This window comes from uncultured Alcanivorax sp. (genome assembly GCF_947258575.1).
Lineage (GTDB): Bacteria > Pseudomonadota > Gammaproteobacteria > Pseudomonadales > Alcanivoracaceae > Alcanivorax.
Map to the genome: position 1 here is coordinate 1 of NZ_CAMYIV010000007.1, position 24,259 is coordinate 24,259.

The following is a 24,259-nucleotide window of genomic DNA, read 5'->3' on the forward strand; positions in this document are numbered from 1 at the left end:
ACTTAAACCATGCTCAGTTCATCATCTGAATTAACAAAAACTTTGTTGACTCGTTCAGAACTGATTATCTGTAAAGACATCGTCCCGAACAGGTCCCACACGTTTGCTTGCCTGATTGTTAAAGAGCTTGGAAGCCTTGGCTTCCTTCACTGCGTCCTTGGCGTGTTGCCGTGTCCGCCGTGTCTGTGGAGGCGCATTCTAGAGATTTCCGGGGGACCGTCAACACTTTTTTCATCACTTTTTTATCAAACGGTCACCTTTTAGGCATCACGGGCAAAAAACCATCGAAAACCCCCATATACGGTGGTTTCTTGAGCAGATTCATTTGCTTAGCGATACATCTTCAGGACGACCACAGGAAAGGAATCCGCTGATTCACGCCTTTTTCTCTACGCCCGGAGGCAATAAATCCTCACCCTGGACTCGCTATACGCAAAAAATAGCGCCTTCTTGGCATTCCGTCCTGGCACAGGAACGAAAAAAGGCGCCATCATGGCGCCCTTCGGAAACGTTTTGCGAGATCAGCCCCCTTTACGCAATCGCCAGAGGCTCATCAATAGCCCCGCTGTCACATAAACGATGGCTACGGTGAGCAACACCAGAGGCGGATCCAGAAAGACAATGGCAAACGCCACAATGACACCCAGCAGCACCTTGAAGGGAACCCGGCCAATATGGAATTCCTTGAAGGAGTGATACTTCACCGAAGACACCATCAGCAGACCGGCGCCAGCGACCACCAACGCCACAACCCAGGAGATCTCGTTGCCGTCCATGCCGCGACTGGCCCCCAGCCACACCAGCGTCGCTACCAGCCCGGCCCCTGTGGGGCTTGGCAGGCCGATAAAGAAGCGCTTGTCGGTGCTCTCCGCCTGCACATTGAAGCGCGCCAGACGCAAGGCGGCACAGGCCACATAGATAAAGGCGGCCATCCAGCCAAACTTGCCCAGCTCGGTCAATCCCCAGGAATAGGCCACCAGCCCCGGCGCCACCCCAAAGGCCACACAGTCGGACAGGGAGTCATACTCCGCCCCGAACTTGCTCTGGGTATTGGTGAGCCTGGCCACCCCGCCATCCAGACCATCCAGGATGCCGGCCACGATAATGCCGATTGCAGCGTGCTCGAACAGGCCGTTCATGGCCGCCACGATGGCATAGAAGCCGGCGAACAGGGCACCGGTGGTAAACAGATTAGGCAGCAGATAAACCCCCTTGTGGCGGGCGCCGGTACGGTGCTCGGCTTCCACCACCTCAAAGGTGTCGGGCTGCTCCGGGGTGGTTGTCTTGTCGTTATCCTGCATGGGGAGGTCCATCCAAATTGGGTGTGACTAGTCTAACTCAGTGACCGCAAACAAAAAACGCGGCCGAAGCCGCGTTTTTTGATGATCGAAACAAGCTCTTAGTTCTTGCTCTTGTCGACGATCTGGTTTGCCTGGATCCACGGCATCATGCCGCGCAGCTTCTCACCCACCTGCTCGATGGGGTGAGCCGCGTTGTTACGACGGGCCGCCGTCATGGACGGATAGTTCAGCGCGCCTTCGGAGATGAACTGCTTGGCGTACTCACCGCTCTGGATACGCTTCAGCGCGTTACGCATGGCCGCACGGGATTCGTCGTTGATGACTTCAGGGCCAGTCACGTACTCACCGTACTCCGCATTGTTGGAGATGGAGTAGTTCATGTTGGCGATGCCGCCTTCGTACATCAGGTCAACGATCAGCTTGAGCTCGTGGAGACACTCGAAGTAGGCCATTTCCGGGGCATAACCCGCTTCGGTCAGGGTTTCGAAACCGGCTTTAACCAGCTCTACCGCACCGCCACACAGGACTGCCTGCTCACCGAACAGGTCGGTTTCGGTTTCGTCCTTGAAGGTGGTTTCAATGATACCGGTACGGCCGCCACCCACGCCGGAGGCGTAGGACAGAGCCACGTTTTTGGCGTTGCCGGAGGCATCCTGGAAGATGGCGATCAGGTCAGGAATACCGCCGCCCTTGGTGAACTCGGTGCGAACGGTGTGACCCGGCGCCTTGGGAGCGATCATGATCACGTCCAGATCCGCGCGCGGCACGATCTGGTTGTAATGGATGGCAAAACCATGGGCGAACGCCAGGGTCGCGCCTTTTTTCAGGTTCGGCTCGATTTCGTCACGGTACAGCTGGGACTGGAACTCGTCCGGGGTCAGGATCATGACCACATCAGCAGCAGCCACTGCAGCCGGTACGTCGCTAACCTTCAGACCATGGGCTTCGGCCTTGGCGATGGAAGAAGAACCGGAGCGCAGACCGACAGTCACGTCTACACCGGAATCATTCAGGTTGCAGGCGTGGGCGTGCCCCTGGGAACCATAGCCAATGATGGCCACTTTCTTGCCCTGGATGATGGAAAGATCGCAATCCTTGTCGTAATACACTTGCATGCTCATAGCTCTGGCTCTTTCAGATAACGGAAATCGGTGACAGGCAGGCTCTCAAGGAGCCCACCCGGACAGGCCCGCCACTCTAGGCTATCCGCCTCATTGCGTAAAATGATATATTTGAAACATTGCATTGCGATTACTGCAACAACGAGAGAGTCATGGATACCAAACCCCTGCGCCTGTTCCTGACCCTGGCGGACACCCTGCACTTCGGCCGCACCAGCACCATGTGCCATGTGAGTCCCTCCACACTCAGCCGAACCATCCAGCAACTGGAGGACGAGCTGGGCGTGCCGCTGTTCTACCGGGACAATCGCAGCGTCACCCTGACCCGGGAAGGCCAACGTTTCCAGGAATACGCCCGCGACACCCTGATGCGCTGGGACAATCTGCGCCACGCCCTGCAGGAAGACCGGCGTGTACTACAGGGGGAGCTGAGCCTGTACTGCTCAGTGACCGCCAGCTACAGTTTTCTCTACGACATCCTCAGCAGCTTTCGCCACCAGTACCCACGCATTGAGCTGAAGCTGCACACCGGTGACCCGGCACAGGCAGTACAACGGATCCAGCATGGCGAGGAAGATATCGCCATCGGCGCCCGCCCGGATCACCTGCCCGCCGGTATCGCCTTCCGCCCCATCGCCCGCTCCCCGCTGCTGTTTATTGCTCAGGCCGGCCAGGCCCAGCTGGCTGAGCGGCTCAGCGGCACCGCCAGCAAAACGGCCTGGGAAGAGGTTCCCATGATTCTTTCCGAGGAGGGCCTGGCCCGGGAGCGGGTGGATCGCTGGTTTCGACAACTGGGAGTGAAGCCGCACATCTACGCCCAGGTGGGAGGCAATGAGGCCATCGTCAGCATGGTCAGCCTGGGGTTCGGGGTGGGCATCGTGCCGAAGATCGTGCTGGACAACAGCCCCCTGGCCGGTCGCACCCGGCCCCTGGATGTGCAGCCTGCGCTTGCGCCCTACGAGGTGGGCCTGTTTACGCAGGAGAGGCGGCGGGAAGAGCCGTTGATTCAAGCCTTCTGGTCGCAGCTACCGGAATAGTTCTTTCTCTAGCGGCGCGGTAACCCAGCACCAGGGAGCGCGCCGCCAACGGCACTCCTGCACCAGAATACAGGACATAAAAAAACCGCTCCGAAGAGCGGCTTTTTTGCTGGCATCAGGCGTCGAGCGTTCTTACAGGCTCAGCACCTTCTCGCCCCGGGAGATCCCGGACACGCCGGAACGCACCACTTCCAGTACCTGGGTTTCCCCAATGGCACCGATAAAGGCGTCCAGCTTGTCGGAAGCACCGGTGAGCTGAACGGTATAGACGGTGCTGGTCACATCCACGATCTGGCCGCGGAAGATGTCCACACTACGCTTTACCTCGGCACGCTGGGCACCGGTGGCTTTCACCTTGATCAGCATCAGCTCGCGCTCAATGTGGGCACCCTCGGTGAGATCCACCAGCTTGACCACTTCGATCAGCTTGTTGAGATGCTTGGTGATCTGCTCGATCTTCAGATCATTACCGAAGGTGGTCAGGGTGAGGCGGGACAGGGTGCTGTCCTCGGTGGGGGCCACCGACAAGCTTTCGATGTTGTAACCACGCTGGGAGAACAGACCGATTACCCGGCTCAGTGCGCCCGGCTCGTTTTCCATCAGAATAGAGATAATTCGACGCATCAGGTCCGCTCCGTCTTGCTCAGCCACATATCACGCATGGAGCCGTCTGCAATCTGCATCGGGTACACGTGCTCGGTGGGGTCCACATAGATATCCATGAATACCAGGCGATCTTTCAGGGCGAAGGCTTCGTTCATGGCCCCTTCCAGATCCTCGATCTTGGTAATCTTCATGCCCACATGACCATAGGCCTCGGCCAGGGCCACGAAATCCGGCAGGGATTCCATGTAGGACTGGCTGTGGCGGCCACCGTATTGCATGTCCTGCCACTGACGCACCATGCCCAGGGCCTGGTTGTTGATATTGATGATCTTCACCGGCAGACCATACTGCAGGCAGGTGGACAGCTCCTGGATATTCATCTGGATGGAGCCTTCACCAGTCACACAGGCCACGGTGGCGTCGGGGAATGCAAACTGCACGCCCATGGCCGCCGGCAGACCGAAGCCCATGGTGCCCAGCCCCCCGGAGTTGATCCAGCGACGGGGCTTGTCGTACTGGTAGTACTGGGCGGCAAACATCTGGTGCTGACCTACGTCCGAGGTTACATAGGCATCGCCCTTGGTGGCCTTATACAGCGCCTGCACAACCTGCTGAGGCTTCATGGGACCGTTCTCATTGGTCTCATAGCGCATGCCGTGAACCTTGCGCCAACCTTCAATCTCTTCCCACCAACGCTCCAGCGCCTTCTGGTCCGGCTCGCCACCGTGCTCGTCAAGAGCTGACAGCATCTCCTCCAGCACCTGATGCACCGGGCCCACAATGGGAATATGCGCCATGATGTTCTTGGAGATAGTCGCCGGGTCGATATCGATGTGGATGATCTTGGCACCCGGGCAGAATTTCTTCACGTTGTTGGTCACCCGGTCGTCCAGGCGAGCCCCCACGGCAAGAATAACGTCGGAACTATGCATGGTCATATTGGCTTCATAGGTGCCATGCATGCCCAGCATGCCCACATTCTGCGGGTCAGTCCCCGGGAAACAACCCAACCCCATCAGGGTATTGGTCACCGGGAAATTCAGGCGATGGGCCAGCTTGGTGAGCAGCTCACTTCCCTCTCCCTGAATCACGCCGCCGCCGGCATAGATCACCGGGCGCTTGGCTTTCATCAGCTCTTCCACGGCCTTGCGGATCTGGCCGGAATGACCACGGCTGACCGGCGCGTAGGAGCGCATCTTGACCTTTTTCGGGTATTCGTAGGGGTTCTTCACATTCGGCGCGGTCTGATCTTTGGGAATATCGATCAGTACCGGGCCGGGACGGCCGGTAGTGGCAATGTAGAACGCCTTTTTCATGATCTCGGGAATGTCTTTGGCATCGCGGACCATGAAGCTGTGCTTCACCACCGGACGGGACACGCCGATCATGTCGGTTTCCTGGAAGGCGTCATCGCCAATCCAGTCGGAGCGCACCTGACCAGACAGCACGATCATGGGAATGGAATCCATGAAGGCGGTGGCAAGACCGGTAATGGCATTGGTGGCGCCAGGGCCGGAGGTCACCATGACCACACCGGGCTTGCCGGTGGCACGGGCATAACCGTCCGCCGCATGGGTGGCAGCCTGCTCGTGGCGAACCAGAATGTGGCTGACAGAGTCCTGCTGGAACAATGCATCATAAATGTGCAGTACAGACCCTCCGGGATACCCGAAGATGTACTCCACTCCCTCGTCTTGCAGCGCACGGACCACCATCTCCGCGCCGGATAACATTTCCACGGTTGCTACCTCAAATCAGAATGCATACAACCCACTGCCTCGCAGCGGGACGGGGTTTACAACTTGCTGCCTGTGGATAAAGCACCGTATGTGGGTGCTCTGGGGTCCTGTCGGAGGTGGCCGACACGAACACAGGCCGGGAGGGCAACGCGGAGGCAATGCAGACCTGAAGAGGGATTACTCCCGCTTTATAGGAATGAGAAACCTCCGGAGGCTCCCACAGCGGGACGAGAGTGCAGTGATACTGCTGGCAGGACATCGCGGTAACGGTGCCCCGGGTCCCGGCCTCACACACGCCGGTAAGCGAATGCGGGTCCCGATCTCCGGAAAGGTCTAATTTTGTCAGAAATGTGCGATGAATCAAAGCCCTTGGTCGGGTTTGGGTTGCAGAAAATCCCCTTCACCCGTCATGCTAAAGTACGAGAGTTGAAGACAACCCAATAAGAAGACCGACATTATGACCAAATTCAGCCTGTTGCTTGGTAGCGCCCTGCTCATCCTCGCCAGCGCCAGCTCGGCGGCCAAATTTTATAAGTGGGTCGACGATCAGGGGGTGACTCACTACGGGGCCAACCCGCCGCAGGGCACGACATCCTCAGAAGTGAACACCCGCGCCAATGCCAGCTCGGATCAGGATCGGGCCCTGGAATCGCTGCAGGAAAAACGTGACAAGGCCGAAAAAGAGCGAGAAAAAGCCGAAAAAGCAGCGGAAGAGGCACGACGGGAAAAAACCGAACCCGATGCGGTCCAGCAGGAGCGTTGCGAGCAGTATCGCAAGAATCTCGACATCCTCATCAACAAACCGACGGTTCGCCAGGAAAACCCGGAAACCGGTGAAATGGAAGTGATTGACCAGGACAAGCGGGAAGCCATCCTGGAAAAAACCCGCAAAGCGCTTGAGCAGTGCGAAGCGTCATAGCACTGCCTGCCAGGGACGCACAAAAAAAGCCGCAGATTACCCTGCGGCTTTTTTGTGTTGGCGAAACCCGGATCAATGATCAAATTTGAACCGGCCCTCGTCCACATCTATCGAGATGGTATCTCCCTGACCGAACTCCCCTCTGAGCAGGGACTGAGCCAACGGGTTTTCCAGCTGCTGCTGAATGGCCCGCTTCAGCGGCCGGGCACCGTAAACCGGGTCGAAGCCGGCTTCCACCAGTTTATCCAGGGCCGCATCGCTTAGCTCAAGGCGAATTTCCCGTTCAGCCAACCGCTTGCGCAGATAATCCAGCTGAATGGCAGCAATCCCCTTGAGCTGGTCCTTGGCCAACGGATGGAACACCACGGTCTCGTCCACCCGGTTGATGAATTCCGGACGAAAGTGATTGCCCACTACCTCCATGACCGCCGCTTTCATGGCCTCATAATCGTTGTCTCCGGCCAGTTTCTGGATCAGGTCGGAGCCCAGATTTGAGGTCATCACCACCACGGTGTTGCGAAAATCCACGGTACGACCCTGACCATCGGTCAAGCGACCATCGTCCAGCACCTGCAACAAGATGTTGAACACATCCGGGTGCGCCTTTTCCACCTCATCCAGCAACACCACCGAGTACGGCTTGCGGCGCACAGCTTCGGTCAGGTAGCCCCCCTCTTCGTAACCCACATAGCCCGGAGGCGCACCCACCAGCCGCGCCACGGAGTGTTTCTCCATGAACTCGGACATGTCGATACGCACCATGGCCTCTTCGGTATCGAACAGGAAGTTCGCCAGCGCCTTGCACAACTCGGTCTTGCCCACCCCGGTAGGGCCGAGGAACAGGAAGCTGCCATTGGGGCGGTTCGGATCGGACAGCCCAGCCCGGGAACGGCGAACCGCATTGGCCACCGCTTCCACCGCTTCTGCCTGGCCCACTACCCGCTGGTGCAGGGCCTCTTCCATGCGCAGTAGCTTGTCCTTCTCGCCTTCCAGCATCTTGGCGACCGGAATTCCGGTCCACTTGGATACCACCTCGGCGATTTCCTCGTCGGTCACCTTGTTGCGCAGCAACTGATTTTCGGTCTGAGAGTGCTGCTCTTCCTGATCCTGGGCGGCCAGGACCTTTTTCTCCAGTTCAGGAATCACCCCATACTGCAGCTCGGACATGCGACTCAGATCCCCGGCACGACGGGCCTGTTCCAGTTCGACGCGGGCCTGCTCCAGCTCGGCCTTGTACTCTTGAGCACCCTGCAAGGCGGCTTTTTCGGCCTGCCAGATTTCCTCCAGATCCGCGTACTGCTTTTCCAGTTCGTCAATATCGTCTTCCAGCTTTTCCAGCCGTTTCTTGCTGGCCTCATCCTCCTCCTTGCGCAGCGCCTCGCGCTCCATCTTGAGCTGGATAAGGCGGCGGTCCAGTCGATCCATTTCTTCCGGCATGGAATCGATTTCCATGCGGATACGGCTACCCGCCTCATCAATCAGATCGATGGCCTTATCCGGCAATTGCCGGTCGGTGATATAGCGATGGCTGAGCTTTGCTGCCGCGATAATGGCGCCGTCGCTGATGTCTACACCATGGTGAACCTCGTAGCGCTCTTTCAGACCACGCAGGATGGCAATGGTGTCTTCCACGGTGGGCTCATCCACTTGCACCTTCTGGAAGCGGCGCTCCAGGGCCGCATCCTTCTCGATGTACTTACGATATTCATCCAGCGTCGTCGCACCCACGCAGTGCAGCTCACCGCGAGCCAGGGCAGGCTTCAACATATTGCCGGCATCCATGGAGCCCTCGCCCTTGCCAGCGCCGACCATGGTATGCAGCTCATCAATAAACAGGATGATGCGCCCTTCCTGCTTGGAAAGTTCATTGAGAACGGCCTTGAGTCGCTCCTCGAATTCGCCCCGGTATTTGGCGCCGGCAATCAGTGCCGCCATATCCAGGGACAGCACCTGCTTGTCCTTCAGACCTTCCGGTACTTCACCATTGACGATCCGCTGGGCCAACCCTTCGACAATGGCGGTCTTGCCCACCCCGGGTTCGCCAATCAGTACCGGGTTGTTCTTGGTGCGGCGCTGCAATACCTGGATAGTGCGGCGAATTTCGTCGTCACGGCCGATCACCGGGTCCAGCTTGCCGGACTCGGCCCGTTCGGTCAGATTCACCGTGTACTTGTCCAGCGCCTCGCGCTTGTCCTCCGCATTGGGGTCGTCCACAGCCTCTCCGCCTCGCACCTCGGCGATCTTCGCCGCCAGCACCTTTTTGGTGACACCGGCGTTCTTCATCAGCTTGCCAAGTTCGCCGTTATCGTCACAGGCCGCCAGCAATACCACTTCTGTGGACAGATACTGGTCACCACGCTGCTGAGCCTCGCGGTCTGCCATGTTAAGAAGGCGGCCAGTGGCCTGCCCCATCTGCACATCACCATTGAAATCACCCACCGTGGGCAGCTTGTCCACGGCCATATTCAAGGCGGTGATCACATCGCCACTGTTGGCACCGGTTTTTTCCAGTAAAGGGCGGGCCGCCCCACCCTGCTGCTGCATCAGCGCCAGCATCAGGTGGACCGGTTCAATCGTGCTGTTGCCCTGCCCCACGGCCAGGGATTGCGCGTCAGACAGCGCTTGCTGCAGGCGGGCAGTGAGTTTATCCATTCGCATTTGGGCTCTCCTATCCGGTTGTGATCCGCATTCCGGCCCCCTGTCGGCAAGCCAGCCACGATCACCGGTTATTAATCATCTGGCCTATAAATGGGTCCGATTGGGCCAGATTCAAGAGCAATGAAGAGTTAATAGTGAACAGTTAACAGCGACGCGAGGCGGCTTGTCTGTTTCTGAAACGCAAGAGGCCGCGCCCAAACCATGAGCGCGGCCTCTTGCGTTTCAGAATCGATTCACCCCGGACGCGAACTATTCACTGTTCACTATTAACTATTCACTGCTCTTTTATTCGTCGAGCCAGATCAGAGACGCAAACCGGCCCGTGTCGCCTTCCTTGCGGAAGGAGTAAAAGCGCTTGAGATCACAGGCGGTACAGAGCTCGCCCCCCTGAACATCCTCTACGCCCAGACGGGCCAGCTCTATCATGGCCGCCTGAGCGACGGAAAAGCGCCAGTGATGAGGCGTGGCATCCGCATGAAAGGCGGCTTTGAAATCGGCGTGGGCATCAACAAAAGCCCGGTAGACCTCATCACCCACCTGGTAGCATTTCCCGCAGATGGCCGGCCCCAACCAGGCACTGACTGGCTCACCATCCGGAGCTATACTCTTCACTCCTTCAGCGACAATACCAGCCTGCAGGCCTCGCCAGCCCGCATGGACTGCTGCCACAGCGCTGCCATCGGTTCGCGCCAGCAGTACCGGCAGACAGTCTGCAGTGAGCACCACACAGGGCCAGCGCTGCTGGTCGGTCCAAACACCATCGGCTTCGTCATCAGCGTCATCTGCCCGGATAACCCGCTTGCCATGGACCTGCGTCAGCCAGGCCACCGGATGATCTGCCTGAAGCAGTTTTTCCACGTGATGCCTGGCCTGCTCCACACGCGCAGGCTGATCGCCGCAGTTCATACCCAGATTGAAGCCACCCCACGGGGCCGGGGAATGACTGCCGGCCCGGGTGGTCACAGCCACACGCACGTCAGGGTGCGGCTGCCAGCTGGGCCACAGCCATTGGGATCGGGCGGGTAGGGTCATCCGGCACTCCTCGTCACTCAGAAAGAGCAATGTCCTTCGGCTTTTTTCAGATTAAAGACGACTTCATGTGGTGCCAACGTTGCAGGCATCACCACAGCGCCATGATCTCGGTCCACAGGGAGCATTGGCGCCCCTACTTGGACCGAAGACATTGCAGTAACCGTTTGAGTATCGTGTTTAATGTCTGTCACTTGCGACACTTGCGGACCTGCCAGCTCCTGGCAACGCCGTTCAAGGTAACCATCCAGCCAGCTCCAACGGGTGGACTGATCCGCAGCATAGCTTACCTTGAACTGACGCTCATCAAGCTGCTCCTCCTGATACCCTTTTGTGCCATCCCAGGCATGGTAGGTACTGATACAGCCCGACAATAAAAGGGACAGCAAAGCCGCCCCTGAATTAACGGTTTTCATCATTCGACTTCGTCCTTGAAGTATTACTGCTCGTCGGGTCGAGCATCCTGTTCCAGCACCCGAATCAGCTCCTGCATATCTTCCGGCAGCGGCGCTTCGAATTCACAGTATTCGCCCGTGGCCGGGTGAATCAAGCCAAGCTTGCGGGCATGCAGAGCCTGCCGGGGGAAACGCCGCAGGGCCTCACGCAGGGCTTCGCTGGCGCCAGCGGGCTGTTTGAGGCGACCGCCATAGAGCGGATCGCCCACCAGGGGGTAATTACGATGAGCCATGTGCACCCGAATCTGATGGGTCCGGCCGGTTTCCAACTGCACCTTGATGCGGGTGTGGGCCCGGTAACGGTCCAGTACGCGGTAATGGGTAACCGCGTTCTTGCCCCCGGTTTTCACCACCGCCTGCTTCTTGCGATCCACCGGGTGGCGTCCCATTGGCGCATCCACCTTGCCACCGCCGGTCATCACACCTACGGCAATGGCTTCGTACTGACGGAACAGACTCTTATCCTGCAGCTGGGCCACCAGGCTCTGGTGGGCTTCCAGTGAGCGAGCCACCACCATCAGGCCGGTGGTATCCCGATCCAGCCGGTGGACGATACCCGCTCGAGGCAGACTGTTAAGGCGCTCATCGAGATGCAGCAGACCATTCAGCAAGGTGCCATCCGCATGCCCCGCTGCCGGGTGTACCACCAGGCCGGTGGGTTTGTTGATCACGATCAGGTCGTCATCCTGGTAGACCACATCCAGCTCAATGGACTGGGGCTGGTCGTCCAGTTCCGGCGCGATCTCTACCTCCAGGGCCAGGCACTCATTACCGATCAGCTTGTCCTTGGGCCTGGCTTTGGCACCATTGACCGTCAGCACTCCGTCCTTGATCCAGCCCTGCAGCCGTGAACGGGAAAACCCCTCGAACAGCTCGGCGGCGGCCTGATCGACCCGCTGCCCCACCTGATCTGCGCGCACCTGCTCGCTACGCTGAATTTTCTCGCCGCCAAGATGTCCCATAGTGCAACCTGTGTTTAAATGCCGTATCTAAAATACCTAGCCCGTCATTGTAACCGTTTAACGAGGGAAGAATGCCACGTCTTTTATGGCCATTGCTTGGCCTGCTGCTACTCGCCGGCTGTGCCAGCAACAAGGAGCGCCCGGAGCTTACCGAGGTGGACCAGTACCGGGAAGCCAGCGAGTCGCTGGAATCCAGGAATTATCTGACCGCTATCGATCAGCTCAAGGAGCTGGAAGCCCGCTTTCCCTACGGTGATTTTGCCGAGCAGGCAGCCCTGGATCTGATCTACGCCCAGTATCGGGCGGTGGATTACCCGGCCACTGTAGTCGCGGCCCAGCGTTTCATGCGCAATTACCCGGCCCATCCGCGCATGGACTACGCGCTGTACATGCGCGGGCTGGCCAATTTCAATATGGAGAAAGGCCTGTTCGACAATATGGTGAGCTCCGACAAGTCCAGCAAGGACATGGGCGCCGCCAAGGACGCATTCCGGGATTTCGAGCGCCTGGTGAATCGATTCCCGGACAGTGAATACGCGCCGGATGCCCGCTCACGCATGGTCCACATTCGTAACCAGCTGGCCCGCCAGGAACTGCATGTGGCCCGCTACTATGCTCGTCGCGGCGCCATCATCGCATCCATCAACCGGGCCCAGTATGTGGTCAAGCACTACCAACAGACCCCCGCTGTACCCGAAGCCCTGGCCATCATGGCGAAAGGCTACCAGCGCCTGAAGCAACCAGAACTGGCAGAGAAAAGTCGTGATGTACTGGCTCTGAACTGGCCGGACAGTAAATTTCTCGACAATGACAAGCAGGTCGATCTGGCATGGTGGCCAGACGAGGATGACGGGCTGCTGAGTCTGTTGACGTTTGACCTTCTGTAAGCTTCTAGCTTCTAGCTTCTAGCTTCTAGCTTCTAGCTTCTAGCTTCTAGCTAAAAAAGGGTGGCACCGACTAATATTCGGAGCCACCCTTTTTTTCACTTTGCTTTTCCTTGTAGCTTGCTGCTTGTAGCTTGTAACTGCTCTCAGTCCCCCGGTCGCCAGCCATTGGTGATCGGGTAACGGCGATCCTTGCCGAAAGCCCGGCGGCTGACGCGGGGACCCACCGCAGCCTGCCGGCGTTTGTATTCGTTGCGGTCGGTGAGCTTGACGACCCGGTAGACATTCTCTCGATCAAAGCCGTCACGTATCACCGCTTCAGCGCTCATGTCCTGCTCCACATAGCGCTCGAGAATCGCATCCAGTTCGTCGTAACCCGGCAAGGAATCACTGTCTACCTGGTCGGGTGCCAGCTCTGCTGATGGCGGGCGCGTGATCACCCGCTCCGGGATAATTTCCACGCCAGCCTGCTGGTTGCGCCAGGTAGCGAGGCGGTAAACCATGGTCTTGAACACATCTTTGAGCACCGAGAAACCACCCGCCATATCCCCGTAGAGCGTGGCATAGCCCACTGCCATCTCGCTCTTGTTGCCGGTTGTCAGCACCACGGACCCGTTCTTGTTGGATAGCGCCATAAGCAGGACCCCACGGCAGCGCGCCTGCAGGTTCTCCTCGGTGGTATCTTTCTCCTGCCCGGCAAATGCTTCACTGAGAATATCCATGAACCCATTAAACGCAGACTCGATGGGCAGCACCCGATAATGCACACGCAGGGTCCGAGCCTGCTTCTCTGCGTCCTCCAGGCTCATGGCGGAGGTGTAGCGGAATGGCATCATCACCGCCTCTACCCTATCCGGGCCGAGGGCATCCACTGCCACCGCCAGGGTCAATGCTGAATCAATCCCACCGGACAGGCCCAGCAGAGCCCCCTTGAAACCGTTCTTGTTCACGTAATCCCGGGTTGCCAGCACCAGCGCCTGATAAAGGCTTTCTTCCAGCCCGGGAAGCGGAAGCTGCTCGCCCACTGGCTCGCAGTGTCCATCACTGCACTGCAGGTCCACCGGAACCAGCGCTTCGGTAAAGCTGGCAGCCTGCACGCAACGGCGCCCCTGGCTGTCACATACAAAAGACGCACCATCAAAAATCAGCTCGTCCTGGCCGCCCACCAGGTTGCAATAAAGGATTGGCAGGCCGGTTTCGCGGCTGCGGGCCTCTACCTGCTCCAGACGCTCCTGAAACTTGTTGGCCCGGAATGGAGATGCATTCAGGTTCAGAACCAGATCCACATCTTGCTGTTGTAGCTGGGCTGCGGGCCCGCTATGCCAGATGTCCTCGCAGATCGTCAGGCCCAGGGTCCAGCCATCCAGCTCAAAGGTGCAGGCCTCGGAACCCGGTTGAAAATAGCGTTTTTCGTCAAACACACGGTAATTGGGCAGGTGCTGCTTGAAATATTCATGGCGGGGTCGACTCTCGCCAGGAAATACTACCCCGGCCGTGTTGCGACGCTGGCCATTGCGCACGGCAGGGTAACCAATCACAACCGGCACCGTGATCTGCTCACCAATGGCCTCCAGCGCAGCATCCACACGACTGTTGAGACTGGGGCGCAACAGCAGATCCTCCGGCGGATAGCCCGTCAGCATCAATTCCGGAAACAGCACCAGATCCGCACCCAGCAGACGTCGAGCCTCGTCTGCCGCATCGATCACCCGCTGGGCATTGCCCTCAATGTCGCCCACCAGCGCATTCTGCTGGGCCATAATAATCCGCATGATTAACCGGCCTTTCCTCAAGTGAGCGCTGATTGTACTCTTTAGCCGGCAATCGATGAACGCATCATGACAAACAAGGAGAACAAGATGGGCCTGATTCGCCTGCTCGTTATTGCCGCCCTGATCTACCTGGCCTGGCGGGTGGTGAAAAACCTGCTCTCGCAGGCGAACCGTCGCGACAATTCCGCCCCCGGTAGCGGTCAGGATGCCCAGGCCATGCTCAAATGTGCCCAGTGTGGCGTGCATGTTCCTGCCCCGGAAGCCTTCACTCACAACGGCCGGCACTTTTGCTCCCAGGAGCACCAACGCCTGTATCTGGAGCACCATGACCACTAGTCAGGGGTGGACGCCTGCCCGCATCTACAATGTCTATCGGATTGCCATTGCTTGCAGCCTGATGCTGCTGCATTTTGGGCCCGACAAAGCCCTGATTGGCAATCACTTACCGCTGCTGTTTGAAACCACGCTTTTCGTCTACCTGGGACTGACACTGGCATCCGCCACTCTGGATTTTCGAGCCGAGAAACGCGCTTACCCGGCCTGGGCGCAACCTGCCTCACTCATTACCGATTTGACCATGCTCTCCCTGGTTGTCCACGCCAATGGTGGTCTTGAGGGCGGCCTGGCGGTACTGCTTCTGGTAACGGTGGCCGCCGGCAACATTCTGTTGCGCGGACGTCTTGGTTTTTTGATCGCAGCCCTGGCCACGCTGGCCATGATGTTCGAGCAGTTCTACTTTTCCATGCAGGCCATGTCCGATTCCCCTTTCCTGCTGACCGAATCCGGCCTGCTGGGTATCGCCTTCTTCATGGTGTCGCTGATTATCCAGCAGATAACCCAGCGGCTGCAGCAAAGCGAGCGGATTGCTCAACGCCAACGCGTGGCCATCGAACGCCTGGAAGCGCTTAACCAGCAAATTGTGCAGCGCATGCGCACCGGCGTGGTGGTATTTGACCAATCCTTCCGGATTCTGATGGCCAACCAGGCAGCCAATAGTCTCTTTGGCACCCCCATGCTAGGCAACCAGTTGCCAAAGCAATTGGTCAGCCGCTACCAGCGATGGCAGGACAACCCACTATTGCCCCTGGCTACGCTGAGAACCTCAGAACAATCACCGCTACTCAGCCCCCGGTTTGCTCCCCTGGAGACGGACCATGAGCTGCTCACTCTATTATTTCTGGAAGACAGCGCCCGCGTCGCTCAGGAAGCGCAACAGATGAACCTGGCATCACTGGGGCGACTGTCCGCCACCCTTGCCCATGAGATACGCAATCCGTTAAGCGCGATCAACCATGCCACCGAGCTGCTTCTGGACGGCACTGCCAGCGAAGAAGACCAGCATTTGCTCGGCATCATCCGCAACCATGTAGGCCGGGTGAATGGCATCATTCACGATGTGCTCGATCTCTCTCGACGGGGCAAGGGGCAGGCTGAGCGCTTTAGCCTGGCACCCTATCTCAACGAATTATGTGAGCAATGGGCGCTGCGGGGCTACGCGGGCCACAGGCTGAACCAAGCCTGCCAGTCCGATGTAGAAGTGCGCTTTGATCGCAACCAGTTGACCCAGGTCGTCGACAACCTGATCCGCAATGCCTTTCAGCATGGCGGCGAAGAGTGCAAGGTTGAGCTGGAATGTGGCTGTCATGAACAAACAGGGCTCCCCTGGCTCAGAATCCGGGATAACGGCAATGGCATCCCCGCCGAGACCGCCCGGCACCTTTTTGAGCCCTTCTACACAACAGCCAATGACGGCAATGGACTGGGGCTCTATCTTTGCCGGGAGCTTTGCCAGGCCAACCAGGCAGCCCTGGATCTGGAAGACACCGCGAACGGGGCCAGCTTTGTGATAACCTTTGCTCACCCGCACCGACAATTTCAATAACACGATCTTATTATGAGTGCTGACACCCCACACGTACTGGTTGTAGACGACGAAGCCGATCTGCGCGAACTGCTTGTCATCACCCTTGGGCGCATGAAGCTCAAGGCCACAGCCGCCGAATCGCTCGGCGCAGCCAAAGCAGCCCTTGCCGATAGCAGATTCGACCTTTGTCTGACGGATATGAATCTGGGCGATGGCACCGGGCTCGAGCTGCTGCAGTTTATTGCCCGGCATTGCCCGGAAATGCCCACCGCCGTCATTACGGCTTATGGCAGCATGGAAACCGCCACCGATGCCATGAAGTACGGGGCCTATGACTTTATTGCCAAGCCTGTGGCATTGGATCGACTGCGCCAGCTGATTGAAGACGGGCTGGACATCAACGAAGTGGAAGACCACCACGAGGAAGAGGACAACCTGATCGGCGAAGCGCCGAGCATGCGCGCCCTGAAAGCTCAGGTCCGCAAACTGGCACGCAGCCAGGCGCCAATCTACATCAGCGGCGAATCCGGCAGCGGCAAGGAGCGTATTGCCCGCCTGATACACAATCTGGGCTCTCGGCGGGAAAAACCCTTTGTCGCCGTCAACTGCGGCGCCATTCCGTCGGAGTTGATGGAAAGCGAGTTTTTTGGCCATCGCAAAGGGGCGTTCACCGGGGCCGTGGAAGACCGCAAGGGCCTGTTCCGCGAAGCCGATGGCGGCACCCTGTTTCTGGATGAAGTGGCTGACCTGCCCTTGCACATGCAGGTCAAACTGCTACGAGCCATTCAGGAAAAATCCGTTCGCCCGGTGGGTGAGACCCGGGAATTTCAGGTCAACCTTCGTATCCTTTGCGCTACCCACAAGGACCTGGCTCATGAAATGGCGGAAGGGCGCTTCCGGCAGGATCTTTTCTATCGGCTGAATGTCATTGAAGCCCATGTTCCCCCGTTGCGTGAACGTCAGGAAGATATCCCTGCTCTGGTCGGCCATATTCTCAAGCGCCTCAGCGAAGCCTGGGAAATCTCGCCCCCGATAGTCAGCACAACGGCAATGAAAACCCTGGAGCAGTACGCTTACCCGGGCAATGTGCGGGAGCTGGAAAACACTCTGGAGCGAGCCCTGACTCTGTGTGACGGCGCGGAAATCCATGAAGAGCATCTTCGCCTGCAAGCAGATACGCTACCTGCGTCCACCACCGCCCACGCACCGGAAACCCACACCACCCCCGATCGCCCCCTGCATCAACCGCTGGAAGACTTTCTTCAAGACATAGAAAAACAGGAAATTCTCAAGGCTCTGGATGCAACGCACTGGAACCGGACTGCTGCCGCGAAAAAGCTGGGCATGACATTCCGGTCTCTGCGTTACCGGCTCAAGAAGCTGGAGCTGGACCGGGAAGAAGAGTAAACCTTCCCCCTTTGCTTCTTTACGTAAAAGCTATATCGCACATTCAAAAGGCGTATAACTGAGAATCCAGCTCAGTCGGCTCTTCGCAAATCAGCTGTGCCAACAGGGCGGCACAGGCGGGAGCTGCCACCAAGCCATTTCGATAACAACCTGCTGCTGCGAACCAGCCTTTCCGGCCGGGAATAGCACCCAGCCAGGGGTGGTCGCGATCACAACCCGGGCGCACACCGGACCAGTGAAACGCCGGTTTGTGCAAAGCAAGTTCAGGCAGCAAATGGCTGGCAAGCGATTCCAGCCGATAGCGACCATTTACCGACGGGTAATCACTGGCATCACCCCGACGTAATGTTGAACCAACCAGCACAGCGCCATCACTGCGCGGGATGAGGTAACCCTCCTCGGTCAGCATGATCGAAGGCACCCTCCCCGCTGGCAGCTGGTACAACAGCATCTCTCCCTTAGCCGGAAAAAGTGCAGGTGACGGCCCCAATTCAGCCAGCAGCCGATCATTCCAGGCTCCGGCACAGAGCAAAACCGTCTCCGCCACCAACACCTGACCATCCTGAAGGATCAAACGCCCCCCTCTATCTTCAGGATGCAGTGCCGTCACCCTGGCATTCACGAAGGTCACCCCGGAGCGGCGCAGATAAGCCCTCAGCTGGCGCAACAATCGGGGATTGCGGATACTACCCAGATGTGGGAAAAAGACTCCGTCCCCAGCGGGGCTACCCGACATGACCCGCTCCGCCAGGCATGGCCGGGCTTCCCAGCTCTGTGATGCGGCCCACTGCAACGCCATCTCTTGCTCTACAGGGCGGGTAGCCACCCACATACCGCTTTGGTACAACAAGCCATCCACCGGCAAACCTGCCGCGGATAAAAGCGCCACAATAGTTTGATAACGGGGAACCGCCTCTCGGGCAAGCTGATTCATGGCCTCGGAGTAACGCCAGGCATACAGAGGCGAAAGGATACCGCCGCCCGCCCAGGAAGCAGGCCGTCGCGCAGCATCATCGACAATGGTGACAGACACCCCCCGCTGGACCAGCTCTAACGCACCAAGCAAGCCAAGAATACCGGCACCAACGATGGTTATATCCGCTTTATTGCGCCCTCGCATGCTTCCGCCATGTCTGTTTAATCAGGGCGGACAACCATACCATAGAGGCTATAAACACGATATTTTGGCAGTCTTATTAATGGCCAGAATTACAAGGCAGCACTTCATCAGCTCGAGCCTTGCGCACCCGACCGCTTTGCGCAACAACCAACCCCAATGACGACCCCGATTGCCGGGAGCAAACGGTTATACGGCCGTTGTAGCCATGACTAAAACCCATGGCGTTGAATCTGGCGCGCCGGGCCAGGTGGCTATTCACTTCAACACGAAACTCACCATGCACCGGGCCATGCTCCAGCAATACGCGCCCTCCATGACTGCACAGACCAGTGCTTTCAATCTTGCAGTCATAACTGCCGGTAGTTTCAAACACACGCCAGCCACGATTCCAGTCACCCTTGGGAAGAGCGCATCCTCCTTGATCAGATACCGGACATATGACCACCCACCTGCCATGACTAACAGCATGATGACGAGCCAATATCAAAGCATGATAGATATCATGCTGAAAGGTAATTAAACGATGCCTTGCCAGCAAGGAAGAAACACTGCTTACAGCCCCTGACACAAGAAGCGCCATCAGTACCAGTGCAATCAACGCCTCCAGCAATGTCACTCCATGCTGATATTTCCCATGCATCTGAGCTCCCCACGCCTGAATGGAAAACCAGAATGAAGGCAGAGGAAATCAGAAGGCAGAGGCGATAACGTCAAAACGACGCTATAAATTACCTTTTTTCTATAGGCGAAAAGCTGACAACAATGGCGAAATAACCCACATAAAAAAAGCACAGCTCGCTCATCGCAAACTGTGCTTTAGCGTCACGTAGCTTTTATTCAAAAGGGCGACGAATTATTTACCCCAGCAACGATCTGCCCCCCAGGGAGCCGTTCCCGTGACATCGGTCGCACCGCTCTGTGTCAGCGTCAAATTTCCGCATTGGTTGCCACTCGTTGCTTTAGCTCGTGTCGCTTGCAGCGTGAAGCTATTAGCATCAGCCGAAGAGTCATCAACAGAATAGAAACCTGTGTCTGACATGATCGGCGAGTCCAATGCCGGACAATCTGCATAGGTGCCACGAGTCGAATAACAACGCTCCATCAGGTTGGCCGCGCTGGTCAGCGCAACCCTTGCCTCAGAAACCCGGCCACGCTCTACATGATTCTGATAGTTGGGGTACGCAACAACTGACAATATCCCGATAATCAGAACCACAATCATTAATTCAACAAGCGTTACACCTTGCTGTCTGAAAAATCCGTTACCCACTATTGCCTCCAACAGCGCGGCTTTCACCGCGCTGAGTTATTCATTCAATCAGCGCAGCTGGCGCCAGGAGTGTCTACCGATCAGCTCGCCGGAACCCTTGATATTGAAACGGGTCACATCGCCACTGGAATCACTGGAGTGCACCACATCGACTCCGCCAGGGCCACCAAGAATATTGGGGCGGGTGAGAAGCTTGTCGGAACCAAAGCCGCTGGGTGGAATCTTGTCCTGATTAACGCCGACAAAGTCATCCTCATCAACAACGCCGTCATCATTCAGGTCAAAGACCCCCTCTGCAATACGTCCACCAGTACCCTTATCCAGGGCCATGACCCAACTATTGCCACCACCGGAGCAAGGATCGCTACTGGGGATGAGTGTCGTGAAAAGCACCGCAGTTTCGTGAATAACAGGACGAACCACCGAGCGTTCACCTTCAGCATTATTGTTGTAAATCAGTTCCATGGACCAACCAGCGTCATCGCTGTTGTCCTTATCTGAGGGAATATTGTCTGACACAACCCGTATCGGCACCGAGCGCCCATCAACATTGAGTTCTGTCTGGAACTCAATGGTTTGCTCCAGCAAGTCATCCTTAGCAACGGTGGTGGAAGTATCTTTTATGCCGTAAAGCACCTGAATACTGGCGTCGGTAACATCATTAAGCTCCAGATACTTACCTGTACCGAAATACACCATGGTGACCCGGTCTTCATCTTCCTCAAACTCCACCTTGGCAAGGTCCGGCCGACTGGTAATCGGTTGGCTGGGCTCACCATCAAACAGGGGCACAGCATTTTTCCCCGACTGAATAGCCACTTTCCAGTCACCATTTTTATCCTGGTCAAACTTCCACAAGTCCCCATTCAGGTCGCCGCCATAAATCGTGTCGGCAACCGGTTTTTTACCGGAAGCATTGATCGCAGTAATACCGGACAATCCATTACCCCCTGGCACGCCAACCGGCACCGTCGCCTCGAGGGAGCCATCGTCCAAATCGAACAACAGGAGCCGGGCTGTCTCATCACTGGAGTTGTAGCCATTACCCATGGCCAGAACCCAGTTAATTTCTGCAGGATTATTACCGCTGGCAGGAATCAGAGTCGGTATCACCGAAACCTCATTAATACCCTCACCCAACTGCCCACCGGCATTATCACTTCGCTCCCATAACAACTCGGGATTTACCGGATCAGTAATGTCCAGCACATAAATATCCCGACCGCCGGCACCAGAGGTTCCTACCGCCAGAGTCCGCCATCCGCCAGTATCTGCATCACCGACCCATGCATCGGTAACAATCACAGAGCCATCGAGAAAGTACTTGTGGTTATAGTTCACATCGGCCAGCTGAGGCAGCTCATCCAGAACAAAACCGGGAATATAAGCGAATAGCTCGTCGCCCGTGTCTGCGTCAAAGCCATGCAGCATGCCGTCGTTCGCAGCCACGAGAACCACTTCTCTACGGCTGTTCTGAGTAGATTTGAAAACGTTGTATTTAGGAGCCTGGACGGTATCGCCCAGGTGTTGATACCCATACCCCTGACGACCACTATAAGCCGGGTTAGAATTGACGATGTCGCCAAGACGCGTATCTCTGTCCCGGAACTTTCCGCCATTGGCCTGCTCCTGACGTCTATCACCTCTCAACCAGGCAGCCAGTTCGGAATTGCCTCCCACGAAGCTCGCATCAAACTTTTCCAGGCCGGCTGCCGTTCCTACCAGCAAATTCCGGTCTACAAGCGCCATGGCATCCAGCTTGTCGGCGGCACTCCATTTCGGTCTGGTTTTGACATCGCCGTTTTTTTCAAGGGCGAATGCCAGCAAATCACCACTCCATCTTTCCGGATTGAAACGCGCCTGATAGACAAGGCTGTCTGTATCAAGGCGAGTGGAGTTTGCAACGATAGACGCAGACGAGGATGCCCCGCGATCTACGATATCCTTCAAAGTATTGGAGAGCTCTTTGGCGAATGCCGCCGGCTCAGCGGCACTGAAAAAACCACCACGACTGTTAACCCCTGCATGAAGCAGGTCGTCAATTTTGGCTTCGCTATTATTTGCCGGGTCACCCCAAGCTATGGGAATAGAGGGATCCACAATGGCTTTAAATGCGGTATCCGGATCGATCGAACCAGTCACCCCGAGACCAACACCATAAGTCACCATATGTTGCCAGAAAGCCGGATTTCGTTCCGAAGCGGCAACTTTATTTGCCAAATCCGGCTGAAGATCATTTTTCCAATACTTCATCGCCACATCGGCCAGCGTATTGGAATGATCATCACTAAATGGATTTTCTTTCGTATAACCGAACACCTGACCATCTTCATCGGTGTATTCTTTTCCAGACTCCCCATCCTGGTTACCCACGCCGGGGCTATCCCCTCCCCAGTATCCATCTGTCATAAGAACCGAGTAGCTGGAACGGCACTCGTAATTGCTCCCTCCATCCTCTCCAGGCGTAGAGCTATAGGGGCCTTTGTCATCAGTGAGAGAATAATATTTACCGACATCATCCAGCGACTTTCTCAATGGCGTACTACCACTGGGATCGACACCGTAGAGCCAGGAAAAGAAACTATTGCGGTTGCTATCCACCTGGAAGGGGGACACCCCTTTTACCAGCGTCCCGTCTTTGTTCAATCTTCCGTAACCGACACGCACATCTGATTTGACGGAGTCAAATGCTTTACCAATGCCAGCCTTGGCAGACATGGTCCGCGTTCGGTAATAGGAAAACCAGTTTGCAAAATTCTGCTTTTGCTCTGCACTTTGATTGGCAACATTCACTTTTGAATAACAGCCGCCAGAGTAAGGGTCAGCCACACAGCCTGAAACCGTATCAATAAATTCAAAATAGAATGCAGGCTCCGCCTGGGCGTTATGACTGAGCGTAAAGCCACCCTGACTTGTATAGAAATAATCGTCGATGATTGCCCGATAATTATTGGAGAGATTTAACTTGGGGGAATTGTTGTCGTAACCATTTACCGGCGCATCAATAAAACTCACCGAAGGATAGTCACTTCCATCACCTTTAGGAGGCGGCAGATACTGCTGGGAAGGATCATAATACTGCTTGTTCAGATAATTTGAAGCCAAAAATTGGCGATTATTATTACTGAAGTAAAAGCACAGATATTCTCCGGCATACCAGCCTTGATTGCTATTACTACAATTGCCCACGTTGAAATGATTATCCAGAGAGTCCGGCATAAACCCCCAGCGCATGGACCCGGAATCATCAAAGACAAACATGATATTTGGCTCTGCGCCCGCACCGATAAAGAGCGGAGAGTCCGCCAGACTGACAGCCATCACTCTACCGCTTGACAGCAAACAGCAAAGCGCAAGAAACACTAACTTTACAGGGTATTGCATGCGCTTGATCACCCTTTTTCCCATCATCACAACCTCCACCCCCTACAAGGAGTTTTGAGTCTTTTGGTCTCATTACCTTCAATGAATCACGAAGGCATGAAACGCCTAAAATTCCGCTACTGTTAACATCCAAAACCAAACTATAGACACGGTCCAACCACTTCTTTCTGGCCAGGCTTTAGCGTCGATAGGTGCTTTCCACAACAACAACTGAGCGAGTATTGTTGCCAAAACCTCGCGCCACAATTCGATACATGTCGTACTCTGTATTTACGGTGCCGTCTCCCAAGGCCATGGAGCCACCCTGGCTGCTATCAGCCGCCACAACAGGAATTCGTTCTACGAAAAACTGTGGAGGATTTGTCCAGTTCACATCATTCGGTTCATGGGTTACCACGCCTTTCTTTCCAACATGACTAGTATCAGTTGCATTGTTCTTCCAGTCAGGCCGATCCTCGCTTTCGTTGCTGTCGTACCAACCGGTCTGGGTGAAATCCAGGGTCACGGTACCAACCAGATCCTGCTCACCTGCCCGCAAAGCACTCTCGGCAGTCTGCAATGCCAGATTCTGGTCATGCATGGCCCCCGCCATTCGTTCCTGCAGGGTAGTGCTTCGCATAGAACTGATACCCAACAACGTCATGATCAGCAATAACACCAGCCCCATCAGCAAAGCTGCACCTTGCTGGCGCTGTCTGGAAAAATGAGAAAACGAAAAATAAGTCATAACT

General features: G+C 56.6%; 20 protein-coding genes. 6 read left to right on the forward strand and 14 right to left on the reverse strand.

Going from position 1 to position 24,259, the window contains the following annotated elements:
* Positions 1 to 521: 521 nt before the first annotated feature.
* Positions 522 to 1,301: a CDP-diacylglycerol--serine O-phosphatidyltransferase gene (pssA, locus tag Q0Y02_RS07765; RefSeq protein ID WP_297766726.1), complete on the reverse strand. Its 780-nt coding sequence runs from the start codon at positions 1,299 to 1,301 to the stop codon at positions 522 to 524.
* Positions 1,302 to 1,399: 98 nt separating this feature from the next.
* Positions 1,400 to 2,416 carry a ketol-acid reductoisomerase gene (ilvC, locus tag Q0Y02_RS07770; protein WP_297766844.1) on the reverse strand — a complete coding sequence of 339 codons (1,017 nt, stop codon included), beginning with the start codon at positions 2,414 to 2,416 and terminating at the stop codon, positions 1,400 to 1,402.
* Positions 2,417 to 2,574: 158 nt separating this feature from the next.
* On the opposite strand from ilvC, the gene ilvY reads away from it, so the two are divergent.
* Positions 2,575 to 3,459, forward strand: coding sequence for an HTH-type transcriptional activator IlvY (gene ilvY / locus Q0Y02_RS07775; protein WP_297766728.1), 885 nt, complete (start codon positions 2,575 to 2,577; stop codon positions 3,457 to 3,459).
* 132 nt (positions 3,460 to 3,591) lie between these two features.
* On the opposite strand, the gene ilvN is transcribed toward ilvY, so the two are convergent.
* Positions 3,592 to 4,083 (reverse strand): acetolactate synthase small subunit, encoded by a 492-nt coding sequence (ilvN, locus tag Q0Y02_RS07780; RefSeq protein ID WP_035250069.1) that lies wholly within the window; start codon positions 4,081 to 4,083, stop codon positions 3,592 to 3,594.
* Complete coding sequence (locus tag Q0Y02_RS07785) at positions 4,083 to 5,804, reverse strand: acetolactate synthase 3 large subunit (protein WP_297766730.1); 1,722 nt, start codon at positions 5,802 to 5,804, stop codon at positions 4,083 to 4,085. The genes ilvN and Q0Y02_RS07785 overlap by 1 nt, the downstream gene beginning before the upstream one ends.
* A gap of 457 nt (positions 5,805 to 6,261) precedes the next feature.
* Between Q0Y02_RS07785 and Q0Y02_RS07790 the strand changes: the two genes are divergently transcribed.
* Positions 6,262 to 6,723, forward strand: coding sequence for a DUF4124 domain-containing protein (locus Q0Y02_RS07790; protein ID WP_297766732.1), 462 nt, complete (start codon positions 6,262 to 6,264; stop codon positions 6,721 to 6,723).
* Positions 6,724 to 6,795: 72 nt separating this feature from the next.
* On the opposite strand, the gene clpB is transcribed toward Q0Y02_RS07790, so the two are convergent.
* The 4 genes from clpB to rluD form a co-directional block, all read right to left on the reverse strand.
* On the reverse strand, positions 6,796 to 9,381 hold the full coding sequence (gene clpB, locus Q0Y02_RS07795) for an ATP-dependent chaperone ClpB (protein ID WP_297766734.1): 2,586 nt from the start codon (positions 9,379 to 9,381) through the stop codon (positions 6,796 to 6,798).
* A 285-nt stretch (positions 9,382 to 9,666) separates the two neighbouring features.
* Positions 9,667 to 10,413, reverse strand: coding sequence for a peptidoglycan editing factor PgeF (gene pgeF / locus Q0Y02_RS07800; RefSeq protein WP_297766736.1), 747 nt, complete (start codon positions 10,411 to 10,413; stop codon positions 9,667 to 9,669).
* 17 nt (positions 10,414 to 10,430) lie between these two features.
* Complete coding sequence (locus Q0Y02_RS07805; protein WP_297766738.1) at positions 10,431 to 10,829, reverse strand: hypothetical protein; 399 nt, start codon at positions 10,827 to 10,829, stop codon at positions 10,431 to 10,433.
* A 20-nt stretch (positions 10,830 to 10,849) separates the two neighbouring features.
* A complete protein-coding gene (rluD, locus tag Q0Y02_RS07810; protein WP_297766740.1) occupies positions 10,850 to 11,827 on the reverse strand; it encodes a 23S rRNA pseudouridine(1911/1915/1917) synthase RluD in 978 nt (325 codons plus the stop codon).
* Positions 11,828 to 11,898: 71 nt separating this feature from the next.
* On the opposite strand from rluD, the gene Q0Y02_RS07815 reads away from it, so the two are divergent.
* Positions 11,899 to 12,714 carry an outer membrane protein assembly factor BamD gene (locus tag Q0Y02_RS07815; protein WP_035250059.1) on the forward strand — a complete coding sequence of 272 codons (816 nt, stop codon included), beginning with the start codon at positions 11,899 to 11,901 and terminating at the stop codon, positions 12,712 to 12,714.
* Between the two features lie 143 nt (positions 12,715 to 12,857).
* Here the strand turns inward: Q0Y02_RS07815 and Q0Y02_RS07820 are convergent, their stop codons facing one another.
* The gene (locus Q0Y02_RS07820) at positions 12,858 to 14,483 is read right to left on the reverse strand and encodes an NAD+ synthase (RefSeq protein WP_297766742.1); all 1,626 of its coding nucleotides are present in this window, start codon (positions 14,481 to 14,483) and stop codon (positions 12,858 to 12,860) included.
* A gap of 66 nt (positions 14,484 to 14,549) precedes the next feature.
* On the opposite strand from Q0Y02_RS07820, the gene Q0Y02_RS07825 reads away from it, so the two are divergent.
* Genes Q0Y02_RS07825 through Q0Y02_RS07835 form a run of 3 tightly spaced genes read left to right on the forward strand, consistent with a single transcriptional unit; the run spans position 14,550 to position 17,754 of the window.
* Positions 14,550 to 14,819: a PP0621 family protein gene (locus Q0Y02_RS07825; RefSeq protein WP_297766744.1), complete on the forward strand. Its 270-nt coding sequence runs from the start codon at positions 14,550 to 14,552 to the stop codon at positions 14,817 to 14,819.
* Positions 14,809 to 16,365 (forward strand): HAMP domain-containing sensor histidine kinase, encoded by a 1,557-nt coding sequence (locus Q0Y02_RS07830; RefSeq protein WP_297766745.1) that lies wholly within the window; start codon positions 14,809 to 14,811, stop codon positions 16,363 to 16,365. The genes Q0Y02_RS07825 and Q0Y02_RS07830 overlap by 11 nt, the downstream gene beginning before the upstream one ends.
* Before the next feature lie 12 nt (positions 16,366 to 16,377).
* Positions 16,378 to 17,754 carry a sigma-54 dependent transcriptional regulator gene (locus tag Q0Y02_RS07835; protein WP_297766747.1) on the forward strand — a complete coding sequence of 459 codons (1,377 nt, stop codon included), beginning with the start codon at positions 16,378 to 16,380 and terminating at the stop codon, positions 17,752 to 17,754.
* A gap of 43 nt (positions 17,755 to 17,797) precedes the next feature.
* Here Q0Y02_RS07835 and Q0Y02_RS07840 read toward each other — a convergent pair whose 3' ends face one another.
* The 5 genes from Q0Y02_RS07840 to Q0Y02_RS07860 all read right to left on the reverse strand — a co-directional run bounded on the left by Q0Y02_RS07840 (position 17,798) and on the right by Q0Y02_RS07860 (position 24,255).
* Positions 17,798 to 18,874: an FAD-dependent oxidoreductase gene (locus Q0Y02_RS07840; protein WP_297766749.1), complete on the reverse strand. Its 1,077-nt coding sequence runs from the start codon at positions 18,872 to 18,874 to the stop codon at positions 17,798 to 17,800.
* 76 nt (positions 18,875 to 18,950) lie between these two features.
* Entirely contained in the window at positions 18,951 to 19,514 is a 564-nt protein-coding gene (locus tag Q0Y02_RS07845; RefSeq protein WP_297766750.1) for a GspH/FimT family pseudopilin, read from the reverse strand.
* A 213-nt stretch (positions 19,515 to 19,727) separates the two neighbouring features.
* Positions 19,728 to 20,144 (reverse strand): type IV pilin protein, encoded by a 417-nt coding sequence (locus Q0Y02_RS07850; protein WP_297766752.1) that lies wholly within the window; start codon positions 20,142 to 20,144, stop codon positions 19,728 to 19,730.
* Positions 20,145 to 20,192: 48 nt separating this feature from the next.
* Entirely contained in the window at positions 20,193 to 23,555 is a 3,363-nt protein-coding gene (locus Q0Y02_RS07855) for a PilC/PilY family type IV pilus protein (RefSeq protein ID WP_297766753.1), read from the reverse strand.
* Between the two features lie 151 nt (positions 23,556 to 23,706).
* A complete protein-coding gene (locus Q0Y02_RS07860; RefSeq protein ID WP_297766755.1) occupies positions 23,707 to 24,255 on the reverse strand; it encodes a PilX N-terminal domain-containing pilus assembly protein in 549 nt (182 codons plus the stop codon).
* Positions 24,256 to 24,259: the final 4 nt, after the last annotated feature.

Coding starts and splice junctions, on each gene's coding strand:
- Q0Y02_RS07830 (WP_297766745.1), top strand. CDS start 14,809: ATGACCACTAGTCAGGGGTGGACGCCTGCCCGCATCTACAATGTCTAT.
- pssA (WP_297766726.1), bottom strand. CDS start 1,301: ATGCAGGATAACGACAAGACAACCACCCCGGAGCAGCCCGACACCTTT.
- Q0Y02_RS07820 (WP_297766742.1), bottom strand. CDS start 14,483: ATGCGGATTATTATGGCCCAGCAGAATGCGCTGGTGGGCGACATTGAG.
- ilvY (WP_297766728.1), top strand. CDS start 2,575: ATGGATACCAAACCCCTGCGCCTGTTCCTGACCCTGGCGGACACCCTG.
- clpB (WP_297766734.1), bottom strand. CDS start 9,381: ATGCGAATGGATAAACTCACTGCCCGCCTGCAGCAAGCGCTGTCTGAC.
- Q0Y02_RS07855 (WP_297766753.1), bottom strand. CDS start 23,555: ATGATGGGAAAAAGGGTGATCAAGCGCATGCAATACCCTGTAAAGTTA.
- Q0Y02_RS07860 (WP_297766755.1), bottom strand. CDS start 24,255: ATGACTTATTTTTCGTTTTCTCATTTTTCCAGACAGCGCCAGCAAGGT.
- ilvC (WP_297766844.1), bottom strand. CDS start 2,416: ATGCAAGTGTATTACGACAAGGATTGCGATCTTTCCATCATCCAGGGC.
- Q0Y02_RS07790 (WP_297766732.1), top strand. CDS start 6,262: ATGACCAAATTCAGCCTGTTGCTTGGTAGCGCCCTGCTCATCCTCGCC.
- Q0Y02_RS07840 (WP_297766749.1), bottom strand. CDS start 18,874: ATGCGAGGGCGCAATAAAGCGGATATAACCATCGTTGGTGCCGGTATT.
- Q0Y02_RS07805 (WP_297766738.1), bottom strand. CDS start 10,829: ATGATGAAAACCGTTAATTCAGGGGCGGCTTTGCTGTCCCTTTTATTG.
- pgeF (WP_297766736.1), bottom strand. CDS start 10,413: ATGACCCTACCCGCCCGATCCCAATGGCTGTGGCCCAGCTGGCAGCCG.
- Q0Y02_RS07845 (WP_297766750.1), bottom strand. CDS start 19,514: ATGCATGGGAAATATCAGCATGGAGTGACATTGCTGGAGGCGTTGATT.
- Q0Y02_RS07835 (WP_297766747.1), top strand. CDS start 16,378: ATGAGTGCTGACACCCCACACGTACTGGTTGTAGACGACGAAGCCGAT.
- Q0Y02_RS07815 (WP_035250059.1), top strand. CDS start 11,899: ATGCCACGTCTTTTATGGCCATTGCTTGGCCTGCTGCTACTCGCCGGC.
- Q0Y02_RS07825 (WP_297766744.1), top strand. CDS start 14,550: ATGACAAACAAGGAGAACAAGATGGGCCTGATTCGCCTGCTCGTTATT.
- rluD (WP_297766740.1), bottom strand. CDS start 11,827: ATGGGACATCTTGGCGGCGAGAAAATTCAGCGTAGCGAGCAGGTGCGC.
- ilvN (WP_035250069.1), bottom strand. CDS start 4,083: ATGCGTCGAATTATCTCTATTCTGATGGAAAACGAGCCGGGCGCACTG.